Origin of the sequence: Paenibacillus sp. FSL R5-0923 (assembly GCF_038009145.1) — a bacterium.
GTDB lineage: Bacteria > Bacillota > Bacilli > Paenibacillales > Paenibacillaceae > Paenibacillus_AQ.
On record NZ_JBBPAT010000001.1, the window covers coordinates 2,136,745 to 2,154,220 of the forward strand.

Here is a 17,476-nt window from a genome sequence, read left to right on the forward strand (position 1 = left end):
GGTTGATATGAATGATAAAATAGATTTTGTGATAATTTGGGTTGATGGAAATGATACTGATTGGCAAAAAGAAAGAGCAAAATACAAATCTAATTTCGCAAATGATAATAATATTCATAGATTTAGGGATTGGGATAATTTACAATATTGGTTTAGAGGAGTAGAAAAATTTTCCCCTTGGGTCAATAATATTTATTTTGTTACATGGGGTCATATTCCATCTTGGTTAAATCAAGACCATCCAAAGTTGAAAATTGTTAAGCATGAAGAATTCATACCAAAGGAATATCTACCAACTTTTAGTGCCCATCCTATAGAACTTAATCTTCATCGAATAGAAGGTTTGTCGAATAACTTTGTTTATTTTAATGACGATATGTTCTTAGTTGATTATGTAAAAGAAGAAATGTTCTTCAACGAAAATCTGCCTTGTGATTCAGCAATAATGAATGTGCATTGCTATAATATGGACGAAATGTTTATATTAGCTCCATTTAGAAATATAGGTGTAATAAATAAGCATTTTAGGATGAAAGAAGTATTAAAGAAACATCGTACTAAATGGTTTAATGTTAAATACGGAATCAATGTGTTAAGAAATATATATTTATTGCCATGCCCTAGATTTCCGGGATTGTTACAACAACATTTGCCAACATCATTTACCAAAGAAGTATTTAATATTTTATGGAGAGAAGAGTATGAAATACTTCATGAAACATGCAAAAACAAATTTAGACATATGCTAGATGTAAATCAATGGTTAATGAAAGCATGGCAAAATATGAGTGGTCAGTTTTATCCCAGAAAATATAATGTTGGAAAGTCAATAGCTGCCCATAATATCGAGATAGCTTGTAATTATATTTCTAAACAAAAAGGGAAAATGCTTTGCCTTAATGATGTTGATATGTCCGAGGAAAAATTCGTAATGTCTAGAGATTTGATAAAGAAAAGTTTTGATACGATACTTCCTGAAAAATCTCAATTTGAGAATTAAGAGAATATTTTAATGAATATTTATTGTAGCATCTTAGAATTGTAGGGAGGAATTATGGTTAAGATAGTATACTTTATGACTCCACTTAGTAATGGTGGAATAGAAAAGATGGTAATTTCTTGGATAGAACATATGAATGCAAATGAAGTTCATATTGATATTGTTCCACAAGGGATTAAAAATGAGGAAGCGAAGAGACATTTAGAATCTCTTGGCTGTAACATATACAATATGCCCCTCAGGCAAAGAAATATTATCCAAAAAATATCCTTTATCCGAAAATTATTTAAGTCGAATCATTATGATATTGTACATGTACATACAAGTGTTGCATTTGATTTTCTGCCATTAGTAATAGCGAAATACTTTTCTATAAAACATAGAATAATGCATAGCCATAATACGAATACATTTAATAATTCATATATAAAAAAATGGACGCAGAATATTTCGAAATTTTTCTCAAGATATTATGCAACACATTTCTTTGCTTGTTCAAAAGATGCAGGTTATAACATGTTTGGTGAAAAAAAGATAAAAGATAAATTAATAGTTGTTAAAAATGGAATAGAAGTTGAAAAATTTAAATTTAATGCATATAAGAGAAAGCAGATAAGAGATGAATATGGATTATCTGAGAAAATAGTATTTGGACATATTGGAAGATTTAATAAACAGAAAAATCATAATTTCCTTATAGAGACATTTTATCAAATAACAAAACTAAGAGAAAATGTGATATTACTATTGATTGGCGAAGGCGAGTTAGTGGGAAATTGTAAGAGACAGGTAGAAGAATTAGGTATATCAGATAAAGTTTTTTTTCTTGGTGTTAGGAAGAATGTTAATGATTATTTACAAGCTATGGATATATTTATGTTTCCATCACTTTATGAAGGTTTGGGTGTTGTTTTGATTGAGGCACAATGTAGCGGTCTCCCATGTATTGTTTCTAAAGAGATAGTAGATGAGGCGATACTAACAGATAAAATTGAAAAAATTGATTTAAAATTGACAGCACTTGATTGGGCCAACATAGCTGTCGATAGAATTAATAGTGAGGAAATGCGAAATAATGCTTGGATTGATGTTATGAAAAATGATTATAGTATTAAATCAAGTTCTGAATGGTTAGAGCATTTTTATCTGAACTTAGTTAAATAACTTTTATGTTTAGAATGAAAAAGTATGTTAATGAAGAAACAATAAATTGATTTAGGTGGAAATATGAAAAAAACAGTATATATTATTCTTACCATTTTATCATTGATAATATTTCCGTTTGGAATATTACTTTTAGACTATAATTTAATACTATTAGGTATATTGTTATTGTTGAGTGGTAATCTGCTCTTTGCTTTAACAAATCGGCGTTATATTATATTTTCCCTTTTTAATATATGTATGTTTATCTTTTTGATCAGTAGACCTTTTGTCTCAATGATAAGAGGAGATGAGTGGTGGATTTTAGGAAGTGAGAGTTCTGTTTTTAGAACTTTAGTTAGTTTATATATTTCGTTATTATTTATGTTCATAGGAGCGAGTTTTTTTGATAAGATATCACTCAAAAAATCTAGAAGTGTAGATGTGCATATACGAACAGAAAAAGTGGATAGGATATTTATAAACAAGCTCCAGCAAATATCAATGATAATCTTCTATATTTCCATAGTGGCTTCTTTTATGGAAGGATTAGAAAAGATTATTTTTATGCAGACTCATACGTATACTCAATATTATACTAGCTATCAAACTTCTCAGAATACTCTAGTCAAAGGCTTTATTCAATTAATGAAACCCTCACTATGTATTTTCTTAGCGACAATGCCAGTGAAGAAAAAAGCTATAATTCCGCTTCTTTTATTTGCTATTTCTACATTGCCTCAATTATTTGTAGGAATGAGATCTCCCTCAATGTTAGCATTTATGTTTATCTTTTCATATTTTTGTTTGCGTGACTTCCACCGATCTGAAGAAAATGAAAAATGGATAGGAAAAATTGAAAAAACAGTTATTATTGCGATGATACCAATTTTGATAGGTTTTTCATATGGATACAATTATTGGAGAACTGGACGAGCGGTAGATCTATTCGAAGGTAATTTGGTTACTAACTTTTTATACCAACAAGGGAATTCATTCGATGTATTAGTTAAAGGCTTTGATGTTTTAGATTTATTACCTATAAAATCATTACCTGGTTATATGCTTGGTCCAATATATGACAATATTGTGCATAATACCTTGATTGGAAGGGTTTTATTTGGAACTGTTTCAATAAATAATCAATCTTTAGAAGCTTTAGCGCTGGGTCATGATATGAAGGCACACCTGTCTTATATGCTAATGGGGAATAATTATTTACAAGGTGCAGGTGTTGGTGTAGTTCATATTTTAGAAGTTGTTCATGATATCGGATGGATTGGGTTAATCATTTATAATATATTACTAGGCTTGGGTATGGTTAAAATGGTAGATTGGTTTGGAAAATATGCAAAAAATAATAGTTGGATCATTTCTACATTGGTTATTTATGCATTATTACAATTATTTTACACTCCTAGATCAGATGCAATATATATGATTGCTCCAGTTTTTAGTCCTTATTTTTGGATATGTGTAATAATATGTTTTTTATTCGGGAAGATAAATGTGGGTAAAGAGAAGGGGAATTTAATCGATTCTAAAAAGTATAATTAGAGATATTTTTTAGAATTGTGTAGGGGGTAGCCATGAAACGTATTCTAGTAATCTTAGCTGAGTTTTATCCTTATCCTTCTTCAAATACAAATTGTATCGAACCTTTTTTATATGGTTTGTTGAATGAGGGTTATGAAGTTGATGTAGTCACAAGAAGACATGCTATTGATTTGCCACCATACGAAAACTACAAAGGACTTAATATTATAAGAATCGATGATTACAAGACAATGAATACTATTGCGTACAATTCATTGATAAAGAATAATTCTAGTCGAGTGTTGAAACAATTAAATAAATGGCTATCGATAATATCTAAAACTCTTTTTTATATGTATTACAGGGATGTGCGTGGTGAGGAAAGGTATGGGGGTTGGGATACAAAGGAAGTTCTAAGAAAGTGTAATGAATTAAATGAGATGAAACAATATGATTATATTCTTTCCATTTCTCATCCGGCAGTAACTCACAAAATAGCAAACATCTTAAAAGATCAATTTACCAACAAGGTTCAGTGGGCTATATTCGAATTTGATCCATTTGCTTATAATGAAGATACTTATGGGAAATATAATAAGAAAAAAAGGATCTTACAAGAGTGCGGATTTTTTGAAAAATGTGATAAGGTTTTTTTAACTCCTGAGTTATTTGAGTTTTATAAAGAAACTCCACTGAATGAATATAGTAATAAATTTTGCAAGGTTAACTTTCCAAATATGAGCGAAATTTCTGCTGACATAGGAAAATCTATTTTAATGAAAAGCGGAAAGATCAGTGACTGTGTATATGGTGGAGCTTTAATGAAATCAATCAGGAATCCAGTATTTATGATTAGATTCTTTCATGAATTAAAAGGTACTGTTTCAATTACTATGATGTCTAGTTCTAAAGTGAAGTTTTTGAAAAATGAATTTAATGGAATGAAAGATACATTAAAGTTTTATTCTGGTCAACCTAAGGAAATTGCCCATGCAACAATGATTGATGCAGATATATTAATTAATATTGGTAACACAGTTGTTTTTCAGACACCGGGTAAAATATTTGAATATATGGCAATGGGGAAGCCGATTATACATTTTAGTAAAATTGAGAATGATCCTTCACTAAAGTATCTGGAAAAATATCCAATGCTATTAGTTATTAAAGAATATGAATACGATAAGGAGAGAGAAATTGAAGCATGTAAAAAGTTTATTGCTAAATATTCAGGTAAAACCTTAACTTTTGATAAGGTTTTAAAATATATGCCGGAATTAAATAGTGCTTTTATTGTAGAAAAATTTGTTGAAGAGATGAACTCTTTATAGTTAGGATGAAGTCATGCAGAAAAGTAAAACTACTATGTTAAATGCAATAAGTGCACTGATGTTGACTATGATTAATGGAGTTCTTGGTTTAGTGGTGACAAGACTCGTGTTATCCACTTTTGGATCAGAATTTAATGGCTTAAATTCTGTCGCAACACAATTAATTAATATGATGCTTATAGTAGAAGGTGGTTTCACAATTGCAACAAACGTTGCATTATTGAAGCCCTATGTTAACCGAGACTTTGAAGAAATTAACAGAATAATCGTTGCTACAAGTAATATCTTTAAAAAGATTGGTTTAGTATTTTTTTGTGTGGGTATTATTGTTACCATTTTTTATGGATTTTTGGTAAAGACAACATTAAATGATACAATAATTTTTTTAGTCCTGATTATGACCTTTTTACCAGCAGCAATTAATTTGTACTATACGATGAAATATCGCATCCTTATACAGGCTGAGCAAAAAGAATATATTATATCTTTAATAACTGTGCTTACAATCACAGCGGGACATATAATAAATATTTCTTTAATTTATGGGAACTTTAGTGCTATGTGGGGTGTACGACTTGTTGTAATGATTTGTTCATTGGTTAATAGTACTTTGATAGTCATCTACTGTAAAAAGAAGTATAAATTTCTTGATTTTAGTGCTAAGCCTAATTATTCATCAATTAAAGGAACAAAAGATGTATTTATTCAAAAAATCACTGGGGCTATATATAGTACGCTACCTATAATATTTATCTCTCTAGCATCTGCTGGTGGAACAGCTCTTGCAAGTGTGTATGCAGTTTATAATAGCGTCTTTCTTTTAGTTAAAAGTATGTTGTATGCGATAACTAATGCTCCACGTTTAGGAATGGGACAGACAATAGTTGAGAATGATGATGAAAAGACATATAAGATTTTTATCCAATATGAATTAGTATCTATTATTATTTTGTTTCTTTTTATGATCTCAGCATCAACTCTAATTATGCCTTTCATAAGTATATATACTAAAAATATCTATGATGTAAACTATGTTGATTATAATATAGCAGCATTTTTAATTGCAATTACGTTATTAGAGATATTACATATCCCCAGCGGGCATATAATTAATATGTCTGGAAATTTCAAAATTAGTAAGAAGTTTCAAATTATTGCATGTATTCTATTAATTGTTAGTATAGTGTTTGGCTCAATTATGAAAGGAATATATGGCATTTTGTTTGGTGTGTTTTTAACAGCTCTATTCTTAGCAATTATAGAGATATATTATACGCATTGTGTGTATTTTAAAAAGGGGATTATGAATTACTGGAAGTTATTATGGCCGAATTTATTTATTGGGATATGTTTGAGTATTCTTGAGCTCAAGTTCACGAAAGGTATTAATAATTATATTCAATTTTTGGTTAATGGCACATTATTAACTTCAATTAATTTTCTTTTAATTATAATTACCAATTTTATATTCAATAGGAGTATTATTAACCCTATTATTTTAAGAATTATTAGTTTTTTTGGTAATTTTCCTAAAAAAATACGAACATAATATAACCTATGGCAGAATAAATTTTTTGAAGCTTAATGCAAAGATCTTTTTACTATTAATATTATAAATTAATTTAAGGGGACTTATTAGGCAATATAATTCTTATATATCAGAAGGGAGCATATGCAAATCGGTACTATGGTATATCGACAATGATAAATGTAGAGACAAATCCTTAGTAACGAATCACATAAGGGATCTATGAACGACTTATCTGTTAAGAAAAGAAAAAGCAATCTAATTAATAGAAGATTTATCCTTTCCATATTCTTACTATTGTTGATTACTGGTTTCTTCAGTGCAGGCCGCTTTCTCGCATTAACTGAACCTCCCAACCAAGCAGACGTCATCATCGTACTTAGCGGAGGTCAAGACCGGGTAGAAAAAGCAGCTGAGTTATATAAATCTGGCTACGCTCCGTATATAATTCTTTCTAACGCCAAAGAGTCAACGAGTTCATCAGGTGACATGCTCCAAACCGCCCTTAATCTCGGTATACCGCAGGAGGCCATCTATACTGAGAACGCAGCGTCGAGTACCTATCAGAACGCAGAGTTTACTCTTCCTATAATGAAGGAACACGATTTTAAATCTACGATTGTCGTTTCCTCGGATTTTCACATGCGAAGGGTGAAGCTTCTTTTTGATCGTGTGTACAAAAAATCAGATATTGAGCTTACGTATGTAGGATCTGTCTCAGGATATAACGCTAAGCGCTGGTGGAGTGACCGAAAGAGCACAGAAACAACGTTCAACGAGTATGTAAAAATGATCGGCAACACCTTTGGTTACAATGGGCCAGAGGCGAAAAGTATTCTTGATCAGATAAAGAACTGGTTTCGCTAGTTTGAAGTATCATATACTTTATCCGAGGTGATCCTTATGAACGAAGCAAACTTAGTCTGTAAATCATGTGGTAGCACTACATTCACCAAAGGTGAAATGAGCAGAGGGGATTCCAACCTTCTGCCCATTGGTAAAACCTTTTCTTTTGGCTCACCACTTATCTTCACATTTTGTAAAAAATGTGGAGAAGTAGCTTCAATAAAAGTTACCAAACCCGAGAAATTTTGAATCATTGATCCAGCGCTCTATTATTGAAGAATTTATGATGATATTTAGAATTATTAGCTAATCAATTCCCTCCTTGCCCCACCAACTAATAATTAATCACAAAATAACCCATCCTAACCGTAGCGAACCTGCGGTTTTTTATTTATAATAATTATTATCTGGATTTCATAAAGCGTTCAAAAAATCTGTAAAAAGTCGTATTTTCGTGTGATATACTTAACACAGTGTTTTGAGATGTTGTGAAAGTGAATATTATGTAAAAATATTCTTTAATATAACTGTACACAGTAATGAATAGAGACTAGGATGGTGAACTATCGATGCACATCGTCGTCGTTGGCCTGAATTATCGTACGGCTCCCGTGGAGGTTAGGGAACAGTTTGCTTTTGCGGAGAGTGATCTTCCGGCAGCGCTTCATCAATTGATGAAGACGAAGGGTGTGCTGGAAGGGGTCGTAGTAGCCACCTGCAACCGTACGGAAATTTATGTGGTCATGGACCGTCTCCATATGGGGGGATATTTCCTCCGCGGCTTTATGGAGCAGTGGTTTGGAGTGAAAAACGAGCAATTTGCACAGCATATGTATATATATGAAGACGAGCAGGCGATTGCGCATTTGTTCCGCGTGACCTGCGGCCTGGATTCCATGGTGATTGGCGAGACGCAGATCCTGGGACAGGTGCGAAGTTCTTTTCTCACGGCTCAGGCTGAGGGTGTAACTGGAACTTGGTTCAATCGGTTATTTAAACAAGCGGTGACACTCGGCAAAAGAGCACATAGTGAAACGTCAATCGGCGAAAGCGCAGTATCTGTCAGTTATGCGGCAGTGGAGCTGGGCAAGCGGATTTTTGGCATGTTCACTGGTAAAAGAGTTCTGATTCTCGGCGCCGGCAAAATGAGTGAGCTCACTGTAAAGCATCTATATAGTAGTGGTGCGGCTGAAGTGATTGTCGCTAACCGTACGCTGTCGCGTGCGATTGAACTGGCAGAGAAGTTCTCGGGTAAGCCAAGCACGATTGAAGATGCGCTAAAAACTCTTAATGAGGTAGATATCGTGATCAGCTCAACGGGAGCTGACGGCTATGTACTTTCGGCAGATCAGGTAGCGAATGCTATGAAGCGTCGCCCTTCGCGGCCGCTTTTTATGATTGATATAGCTGTACCCCGTGATATTGATCCTGCAGCGGCTAATGTGCCAGATGTTTTTTTGTATGATATTGACGATCTGGAGGGCATTGTGGAGAGTAACCTGGAAATGCGTCGGAGTGAAGCTGCGAAGATTGAAGTGATGATCGGTGAGGAAATGGATGAGTTCCAGCTGTGGCTTAAGACGCTTGGCGTGAGACCGGTAATCCGGGCGCTTCAGGATAAGTCGAATGCGATTCATGAGGAAACGATGGAGAGTCTGTTCAATAAGCTGCCTGAGCTGGACGAGCATCAGCGCAAGGTGATCCGTCGCTTGACCAAAAGCATTGTGAACCAAATGATGCATGATCCAATCAATGTAATTAAAGAGATGTCCGGTGGCAAGCAGGGGAATGAAGCTCTTGATTATTTCTCCAAAATCTTTGCGCTACAGGAACAGCTCGAATCTAATTCAGATGGCGGAGATTCCGCCCCGGCTAAGCAGTCTAGTTCCACAGAACGTACTGCCGGTAGCGGCGATTTTTCTGTGCCTAAGACGGTGCTTGCTCCGGCAGGCCTGTTGGGTAGGTGAGTGATATGCAACTGCTGAACGGAATATATGATGCCGCTCTGCTGCTATATGCCCTGAGCCTGCTGTTTGTTTTCTCGGATTGCCTTTATCGCAACCCGAGTGGGAAGCGGTTAGGCACGGGGCTTCTTGTTGTTGTGGGTCTTTTGCAAGCTGCAGGACTGGGAATTCGTTTCTCTCAGGAGAAGGGACTGCCCATTTTCACACCTTATGATTTCTTGTTCTGGTTTGCATTTAGTATTGTGCTGACTTCGCTTGCGGTGGCTTTCACACGTGGAGGGGAGTTTACGATTCTGCTGCTTAGTGTGGCAGGATTCTGTGTTTTTCTCCTAAATCGGGTGTGGCTGACGGCGGGGGGACATACGCTTGAGACTTGGAGCTCGGTGTATGGCTGGTTGACAATGCATGTGATTTTGGCCAATTTGAGTTTTGCTGCACTGACACTTGGGACGGTATTTGCAATATTGTACTTATTCCTGCACACCAGACTCAAAAGCAAGCAATGGAGTGACCGAATTCGTCGTTTACCAAACTTAGAGACTACAGATAAATATTCTTACACCGCTATTCTGGTGGGGACTCCTTTGCTGGCAATCTCTCTGGTGGTGGCTAGCTTATCTATTGTTTCTGAGGGACGGACACTATTATTGAAGGATTTAAAAGTACTAACGACACTTATTGGCCTTGGAATTTACATATTTTATATTATCTTTAAGAAATCCGGGCGGAAAAGTGGAGTAAGTATGGCTCGCTGGGCGATTTTAGGATATGCTTTTATTATCTTGAATTTTTTGTTGAATTCTTTATCTGGTTTTCACGGTTGGAGCGGGGAGTGAAGAGCATGACTCGGTATTTGCCCATAATGCTGGATTGTGAAAAGCAACAGGTTGTGGTTATTGGCGGTGGTGCCGTGGCTGAACGGAAGGTGAGTGGGCTGCTGGAAGCTGGAGCGGTGGTTAAGATGATTAGTCCCTCTTTGACAGATACGCTTGCCTCTCTAGTGAAAAAGGGTCTCATGACCTGGCATGACCGCCCTTATGCTCCCGGAGATCTCCGTGGGGCCTTTCTCGTATATGCAGCCACTAACGATAGAACGGTTAATGAAGAGGTTGCGCAGGAGTCTAGGCGACTTGGCATTCATGTGAATGTGGCTAGCCATGCGGAAGCGGGGGATTTTATTACGCCCGGAGTTGTACGAAGGGGTCGTTTAACGGTAGCTGTATCTACTTCGGGTGCTGGTCCGCTTGCGGCTGCGAAGATTAAAAATGTGCTTGAAGAGGCGCTGGATGCGGCGTATGAGCCATATTTGGATTTTGTACATAGCATGCGAATCCGGATTAAGGAAAAAGAATCTTCTGCTGAAGTTCGTGGAAGGCTTTTGCGGAAGCTTGGGGCGCTCGATGTGTTAAATGAGATGAAGAACGGTAGCTTTATTGCGTGGAGCCCAGAGGATATGGATGTTTGGATTGCTGATCATCGGGCGGAGTAAAAGTGCGCGTGGACACTGTGAAGATTACAAAATTAGGTTAGATTAATGATATGAGTACGGTTGATGTGGCTGAAATGGTCGAAAGAGCGGTATAAGTACCGCTGAAGTGGCTGAAATGGTCGAAAGAGCGGCAAAAATACCCCTTAATTGAGTAATAGTCGCCGATAGAGATAAATGAAGGGTATAAATACCCTTGAATTGCTCTAAAACGCTCATATTAGTTAAAAGAGGGGTAAAAATACCCCTGAATTGAGCTATAACCGACGAAGGAGCTAAATAAAGGGTATAACTGCCCTTTAATAGTGCGGAGTAGCTTTTGGTTAGTTTGGATTACTATATACGGTCTAAGGTGAAGAGTAAGAGGCAGACGTAATCAGGAGGAATGGACAATGCGTAAGATTATTGTGGGGAGTAGACAGAGCGCGCTTGCGTTGACGCAAACGGGGCATGTGATTGCCGATCTGGAGCGACTGAGCGAGGAGCATGGTTTTGGATTCACTTTTGAAGTGAAAAAGATTGTTACCAAAGGGGACCGCATCCTTGATGTCACCTTGTCCAAGGTAGGCGGCAAAGGTTTGTTCGTGAAGGAAATCGAGCAGGCCATGCTGGAAAAGGAAATCGACATGGCGGTGCACAGCATGAAGGACATGCCCTCCGAGCTGCCGGAGGGGCTGATCAACGGTGCTGTGCCGAAGCGCGTCGATCCACGTGACGCGCTGATCTCTAACGGAGGCGTCTCGCTGGACGAGCTGCCTCAGGGCGCACGCGTAGGCACAAGCAGCCTACGCCGCTCCAGCCAGCTAGCTGCGCTGCGGCCTGATCTGGTCATTGAGCCCGTGCGCGGCAACATTGACTCGCGGCTGGGCAAGCTGGAGAGCGGCGAATACGACGCTATTTTGCTTGCAGCAGCGGGGCTGTCGCGCATGGGCTGGCAGGATCGCGTGAGCGCCTACCTGCCGCTGGAAGTTTGCCTGCCCGCTGTAGGGCAGGGCGCACTCGGCATCGAGTGCCGCGCAGATGACGCCGACCTGCGGAAGCTGCTGGCGTTATACAACGACGCCGATACAGCGTTGACGGTGGCGGCTGAGCGCACGTTCCTTGGCGTGCTGAACGGCGGCTGCCAAGTGCCAATTGGCGCTTATGCTGTGCTTGACGCAGCCGCGGAAGCCACTACTGCGGAGCACAAAATAATCTCCTTAACCGGGATGGTGGGAACACCTGACGGTTCAACGATTTTGAAAGAAACTTGCACTGGAGTGGATCCGGTACAGCTCGGCGAAGAAGTCGCTAAGAAGCTGATCGCAAGAGGAGCGGAGAAGATACTGTCAGACGTTAGGGGATGAGGGGATTGACGGGGAAGGTTTATTTGGTAGGTGCAGGTCCCGGGGACGCAAAGCTGATTACTGTAAAAGGCCTCGAGTGTATTCGAAAAAGCGACGTGCTGGTGTACGATCGGCTGGCAAGTCCTAGATTGCTGAAATGCATGAAGCCCGGCGGCGAGAAGATTTATGTTGGCAAGCTGCCGGATCGCCACACGATGAAGCAGGAAGAGATTAATCAATTGTTAGTTGATCTGGCTTTACAGGGGAAAACAGTGGTGCGGCTGAAGGGTGGGGACCCTACGATTTTTGGCCGCGTAGGTGAAGAAGCGGAGCTGCTGCGCAAAAATGGGATCTATTACGAAATCGTACCGGGTATCACGTCGGCGATCAGCGTACCTGCTTATGCGGGTATACCTGTCACGCACCGCGATCATGCTTCTTCCCTGTCGATTATCACCGGACATGAGAGTCCAGATAAACTGGATCATTCCATTCATTGGGATAAAGTAACGAATGCCACGGGGACGTTAGTGTTCCTGATGGGCGTAGCTAAAATAGGTTATATCAGCGCCCAGCTGATCAAGCATGGGCGTCCGCCAGAAACACCAGTGGCGCTGGTGCGTTGGGGTACCCGCGCAGATCAGGAGACTCTGACGGGAACCCTCGCCGATATTGAGGCGAAGGTGAAGGCGGCGGATTTTCAGCCGCCGGCCGTCATCGTCGTTGGCGACGTGGTGCTGCAGCGTGAGCAGCTCAAGTGGGCTGAGGCGATGCCATTATTCGGCAAACGCATCGTGGTGACACGGGCTCGGAGCCAAGCGAGCGAGTTGGTGGATATGATTGAGGAACTCGGCGGGGAACCCTACGAGTTCCCGGTGATCGAGACGATCATGCCGGAAGGCGCAGAGAAGAAGGAGAAGATTGCAGCGGCGTTTGGCGCGCTGGAATCGTACGACTGGGTATTCTTCACTAGCCCGAACGGCGTGGAGTTTTTTTGGCGCCACTTGGCGGAGCAGGGGGCGGACATTCGGGGGCTTCACCGCGCAAGGATTGCAGCGGTGGGGCCGGGTACAGCAGCCGCGCTGGCGCAGCGCGGGGTGATCGCTGAGGAACTTCCGGCGAAGTTTCAGGCGGAAGGTCTGATTGAGAAGTTCGGTCCCCAGCTGCTGCCGGGGCAGAACGTGCTGTTGCCGCGCGGCGATCTGGGGCGCGACTGGCTGCCGGACAAGCTGAGAGAGCTTGGCCTTCAAGTCACAGACGTCGATACCTATGAGACGGTTGTGACGGGTGAGGATGACGACGAGCTGCTGAAGCTGCTGGAGGAGGGGCGCGTTCACGCGGTGACTTTTACTAGTTCTTCAACGGTGCGCAATTTCATCCACATTCTTAAACGAATGGGGCTCGAAGATCCACTCCCATTGCTAGCTAACGTGAAAATAGCCTGCATCGGGCCATTAACTGAGCAGACTGCCGTGGAAGCGGGGCTTACCCCGGGACTGCTACCTGAAGAAGCAACTATTAATAGTCTGGTGCAGGAACTCTGTCGATGGAATGCGGAGACTAGAATCAATTAGTTTCATAGAAATAGATGAGCTATAGCCCTATTAATATAAGTAATCTTAGACTGGTTTTAGTTTGTACAATAGAGTCTCTTAAATTTAGAATCAATTTCAATTCTAAGTCTTTTCTATTGCACATTCTGCAATGAAATCAGATTGTTAACTAACTGGCAGTTAGACGGGCAAACTATAAATGTCCGTTGTGTCTATATATTTTATTTTCAGGAGGATGAACAAATGAGCTTTCCAATTACACGTCACCGTCGTCTACGCGGTTCTGCTGGAATTCGCGGTATGGTGCGGGAGACCGTACTGAATGTGCTGGATTTTGTACAGCCTATATTTGTGACTTATGGAACAGGTGTGAAGAATGAGATTAGCTCGATGCCGGGCGTGTACCATTTTTCGCTGGATACTTTAAAAGCAGAAGTGGACGAGATTGCCGCACTAGGCATTCCGGCTGTACTGTTATTCGGGATTCCTGAAACGAAGGATGCTATCGGTTCTTCCGGTTTCGCAGAGGATGGAATTGTGCAAGAGGCTACTCGCTTGATCAAGCAGTGGTACCCTGAGCTGTTGGTCGTTGCAGATACCTGCCTTTGTGAATTTACGGATCACGGACATTGCGGGATGGTGCATACGCATACGGTAAATGGTGTGGTACACGGTGATGTCATCAACGATGCTTCGCTAGAGCTGTTGACCCGTACGGCGGTATCCCAAGCTAAAGCTGGAGCAGATATAATTGCCCCTTCGAATATGATGGATGGATTCGTACATGCGATTCGTGCGGGACTAGATGAGAATGGCTTTGAACATGTGCCGATTATGTCGTATTCGGTCAAATATGCTTCGGCATTTTATGGCCCTTTCCGCGAAGCTGCGGATTCAGCGCCACAGTTCGGAAATCGCAAAACCTATCAAATGGACCCTGCCAATCTGCGCGAAGCGCTCCGTGAAGCAGAATCCGATGTGCTGGAAGGTGCAGATATGTTAATGGTGAAGCCGGCTCTGGCTTACTTGGACGTGATTCGTACGATCCGCGACCAGTTTGATTTGCCTCTTGTGGCTTACAATGTGAGTGGCGAATATTCCATGGTAAAAGCAGCAGCGCTGCAAGGCTGGATTGACGAGCAAGCCGTTGTGCTGGAAATGCTGACTGGCATGAAACGGGCCGGAGCGGATATTATTATTACTTATTTCGCAAAAGATGCTGCGCGCTGGCTGCGTGGTTAATCTATACCTGTGTGACCAAGAACAGAATAGGAGTGAAGATAGATGAGTAATGAGCCAATGGCGCGTAAAGAGGAAGCGTCCCGCAAGGCTTTTGATGAAGCAAAACAATATATTCCCGGTGGGGTGAACAGCCCTGTACGGGCGTTCAAATCCGTAGGATTGACTCCGATTTATGTGGATCATGGGATCGGATCGCGTATTTATGATATCGACGGCAACAGCTTTATCGACTATGTATGCTCATGGGGACCGCTGATTATGGGTCATGCGCATCCTGAGGTTGTAAAGGCATTGCAGGAGACGGCGGTAAAAGGGACAAGCTTTGGCGCACCAACTTTACTTGAAACTGAAATGGCAAAAATGGTTGTCGAACGTGTAGCCTCTGTAGATATCGTACGTATGGTTAACTCCGGAACGGAAGCTACGATGAGTGCGATTCGTTTGGCACGTGGTTATACAGGACGCAGTAAAATTTTGAAATTCGAAGGATCCTACCATGGTCACGCGGATAGTCTGCTTATTAAAGCGGGTTCCGGTGTAGCCACATTAGGTCTGCCGGACAGCCCAGGTGTTCCCGAAGGTGTGGCAGTAAATACAATTACAGTTCCATACAATGATTTGGAGTCCACTCAGATTGCTTTCGAACGTTTTGGCAGTGAGATTGCCGCAGTGATCGTAGAGCCGATTGCCGGCAACATGGGTGTTGTACCACCACTTCCGGGATTTCTGGAAGGACTTCGCAAGTTAACTTCAGACAATGGATCTTTGCTTATTTTTGATGAGGTAATGACAGGCTTCCGTGTCAATCGTGGTTGTGCTCAAGGCTTGTTCAACATTACTCCGGATATTACCTGCTTCGGCAAAGTCATCGGTGGAGGACTTCCAGTAGGCGCTTATGGCGGCAAAAGAGAGATCATGGAGCAAATCGCTCCTACGGGACCGATCTATCAGGCTGGCACACTTAGTGGTAATCCATTAGCGATGGCGGCAGGACTCACTACGTTGAAGCTACTGACACCGGAAGTTTATGATCGACTTGAGCAATTAGGGGCGCGTCTAGAGGCAGGCTTGAAAAAGAATGCAATCGAGACCGGTGTTCCACTGACAATTAACCGTGTGGGCTCTATGGTCTGCCCGTTCTTCACAGAAGGACCTGTAACGAATTTTGAGACAGCCAAGACTAGCAACACGGACCTATTCCGTCGTTATTTTGGTCATATGCTGAGCCAAGGGATTAGCGTACCACCTTCACAGTTTGAAGGCATGTTCGTGTCGGCTGCGCATAGTGAGCAGGATATTGATGATACCATTGAGGGCCACTATAATGCCCTGAAGGCCCTTTGAGTATTGGAGCCGGAGAACGAACCGGTGGTGGAGCTTGGACTAGACGTGGGGAGTGGCTGGAAGTAACACCTGGCAAAATCATTACAGGAGCCGAGGATTCTGAAGCTGCAATTGATAAGTGGCTGCTGGAAACTGTAGGTATGCCTGAGAAGCTTCGTCTGCGTCTGCGCCGCGAGGGGGGCATTCAGTGGAAGGGAGATCGACTGCGACTGGCACTTTTTCCAGATCGTGAAGCCGGCATTGAACCGGTATGGGAAGAGCTTGAAGTGTTGTATGAGGATGATTTTTGCTTGGTTGCCCACAAGCCGGCAGGCATGGCGGTTCATCCGGATGGCAGTGGCTTAGGTGTAACGCTGGATCACCTTGTAGCTGCGCATTATGTCGCTACCGGTGTTAGTGCAGCTGTAAGGCATATTCACCGACTGGACAAGGATACAACAGGTCCGGTGATGTACGCGAAGAATGAGTTCGCACAGCTTGTCCTAGACGAGAATATGCGTGAAAAAAGCATCTCGCGGCTCTACGCCGCGATCGTCGAAGGCACAGTGCCGCCTACGCTTAAAGTGATCGACGCGCCGATAGGGCGCGATCGTCATCATGCGGCGCGGAGAAGAGTCTCACCCGGCGGACAGTCCGCCGTGACTCGAATCCTCGGACGCGAAGCACTGCATGGCGGGAGCCTGGTGCATGTGCAGCTGGAGACCGGACGGACGCATCAGATTCGCGTCCATCTCAGCCATATGGGTCATCCCTTGTATGGGGATGCGCTATATGGCGGGCCGGTCTGGGCTCCCAGCGCTAGTGGCAGACATGCGCTCCATGGCGAGCTGCTGTCTTTCCGCCACCCTTGGAGCGGTGAACAACTGGAAGTAAGCGATCCGTGGCCGGAGGATATGCTTCAGCTGCGGGAGCTGCTGTCTGAAGCGCCTTGACGGCTACGTTATAAACCTGAGAATCGTGGTATCAGCAAATGCTGGTATTACGGTTCTTTTTTTATCTATTTTTTCGTGGGAGTAAATAATTTTCTGTTTTTTCAGAAAGAAGCATCTATCTATGTCCTAATAGCAAAAGCAGCATATAATACTTTGTTCATGCGGAGTAGTTCATCTATTGGCCGGCAGATAGGTTCGAATAGTCCCTGAATTTATGAAATTAATAGCATCCTGTCCGGTTAGTGC

14 protein-coding genes are annotated in these 17,476 nt (G+C 41.5%); all 14 read left to right on the top strand.

Features of this window, described 5'->3' with window-relative positions; genetic code table 11:
- The first annotated feature begins 7 nt into the window (after positions 1-7).
- Positions 8-1,000 carry a stealth family protein gene (locus MKX35_RS09480; protein WP_076300719.1) on the top strand — a complete coding sequence of 331 codons (993 nt, stop codon included), beginning with the start codon at positions 8-10 and terminating at the stop codon, positions 998-1,000.
- 54 nt (positions 1,001-1,054) lie between these two features.
- On the top strand, positions 1,055-2,164 hold the full coding sequence (locus MKX35_RS09485) for a glycosyltransferase family 1 protein (RefSeq protein WP_076300720.1): 1,110 nt from the start codon (positions 1,055-1,057) through the stop codon (positions 2,162-2,164).
- A 63-nt stretch (positions 2,165-2,227) separates the two neighbouring features.
- Positions 2,228-3,700 (top strand): O-antigen polysaccharide polymerase Wzy family protein, encoded by a 1,473-nt coding sequence (locus MKX35_RS09490; RefSeq protein ID WP_076300721.1) that lies wholly within the window; start codon positions 2,228-2,230, stop codon positions 3,698-3,700.
- A gap of 32 nt (positions 3,701-3,732) precedes the next feature.
- A complete protein-coding gene (locus MKX35_RS09495) occupies positions 3,733-5,010 on the top strand; it encodes a hypothetical protein (protein WP_076300722.1) in 1,278 nt (425 codons plus the stop codon).
- Between the two features lie 13 nt (positions 5,011-5,023).
- Positions 5,024-6,559, top strand: a complete 1,536-nt coding sequence (locus tag MKX35_RS09500; protein WP_076300723.1) for a hypothetical protein — start codon at positions 5,024-5,026, stop codon at positions 6,557-6,559.
- A 201-nt stretch (positions 6,560-6,760) separates the two neighbouring features.
- Positions 6,761-7,405: a YdcF family protein gene (locus tag MKX35_RS09505; protein WP_076300724.1), complete on the top strand. Its 645-nt coding sequence runs from the start codon at positions 6,761-6,763 to the stop codon at positions 7,403-7,405.
- Between the two features lie 548 nt (positions 7,406-7,953).
- The gene (gene hemA / locus MKX35_RS09510; protein ID WP_076300726.1) at positions 7,954-9,351 is read left to right on the top strand and encodes a glutamyl-tRNA reductase; all 1,398 of its coding nucleotides are present in this window, start codon (positions 7,954-7,956) and stop codon (positions 9,349-9,351) included.
- Between the two features lie 5 nt (positions 9,352-9,356).
- Positions 9,357-10,184 (top strand): cytochrome c biogenesis protein CcsA, encoded by an 828-nt coding sequence (gene ccsA / locus MKX35_RS09515; protein WP_076300727.1) that lies wholly within the window; start codon positions 9,357-9,359, stop codon positions 10,182-10,184.
- 5 nt (positions 10,185-10,189) lie between these two features.
- Positions 10,190-10,837, top strand: coding sequence for a precorrin-2 dehydrogenase/sirohydrochlorin ferrochelatase family protein (locus MKX35_RS09520; RefSeq protein ID WP_076300728.1), 648 nt, complete (start codon positions 10,190-10,192; stop codon positions 10,835-10,837).
- Between the two features lie 389 nt (positions 10,838-11,226).
- Complete coding sequence (gene hemC / locus MKX35_RS09525) at positions 11,227-12,180, top strand: hydroxymethylbilane synthase (protein WP_076300729.1); 954 nt, start codon at positions 11,227-11,229, stop codon at positions 12,178-12,180.
- Positions 12,181-12,185: 5 nt separating this feature from the next.
- Entirely contained in the window at positions 12,186-13,733 is a 1,548-nt protein-coding gene (gene cobA, locus MKX35_RS09530; protein WP_076300730.1) for a uroporphyrinogen-III C-methyltransferase, read from the top strand.
- A gap of 222 nt (positions 13,734-13,955) precedes the next feature.
- Entirely contained in the window at positions 13,956-14,954 is a 999-nt protein-coding gene (hemB, locus tag MKX35_RS09535) for a porphobilinogen synthase (RefSeq protein ID WP_042191201.1), read from the top strand.
- Positions 14,955-14,996: 42 nt separating this feature from the next.
- Positions 14,997-16,298 carry a glutamate-1-semialdehyde 2,1-aminomutase gene (gene hemL, locus MKX35_RS09540; RefSeq protein WP_076300731.1) on the top strand — a complete coding sequence of 434 codons (1,302 nt, stop codon included), beginning with the start codon at positions 14,997-14,999 and terminating at the stop codon, positions 16,296-16,298.
- Positions 16,295-17,230, top strand: a complete 936-nt coding sequence (locus tag MKX35_RS09545; protein ID WP_256716401.1) for an RluA family pseudouridine synthase — start codon at positions 16,295-16,297, stop codon at positions 17,228-17,230. The genes hemL and MKX35_RS09545 overlap by 4 nt, the downstream gene beginning before the upstream one ends.
- Positions 17,231-17,476 lie beyond the last annotated feature (246 nt).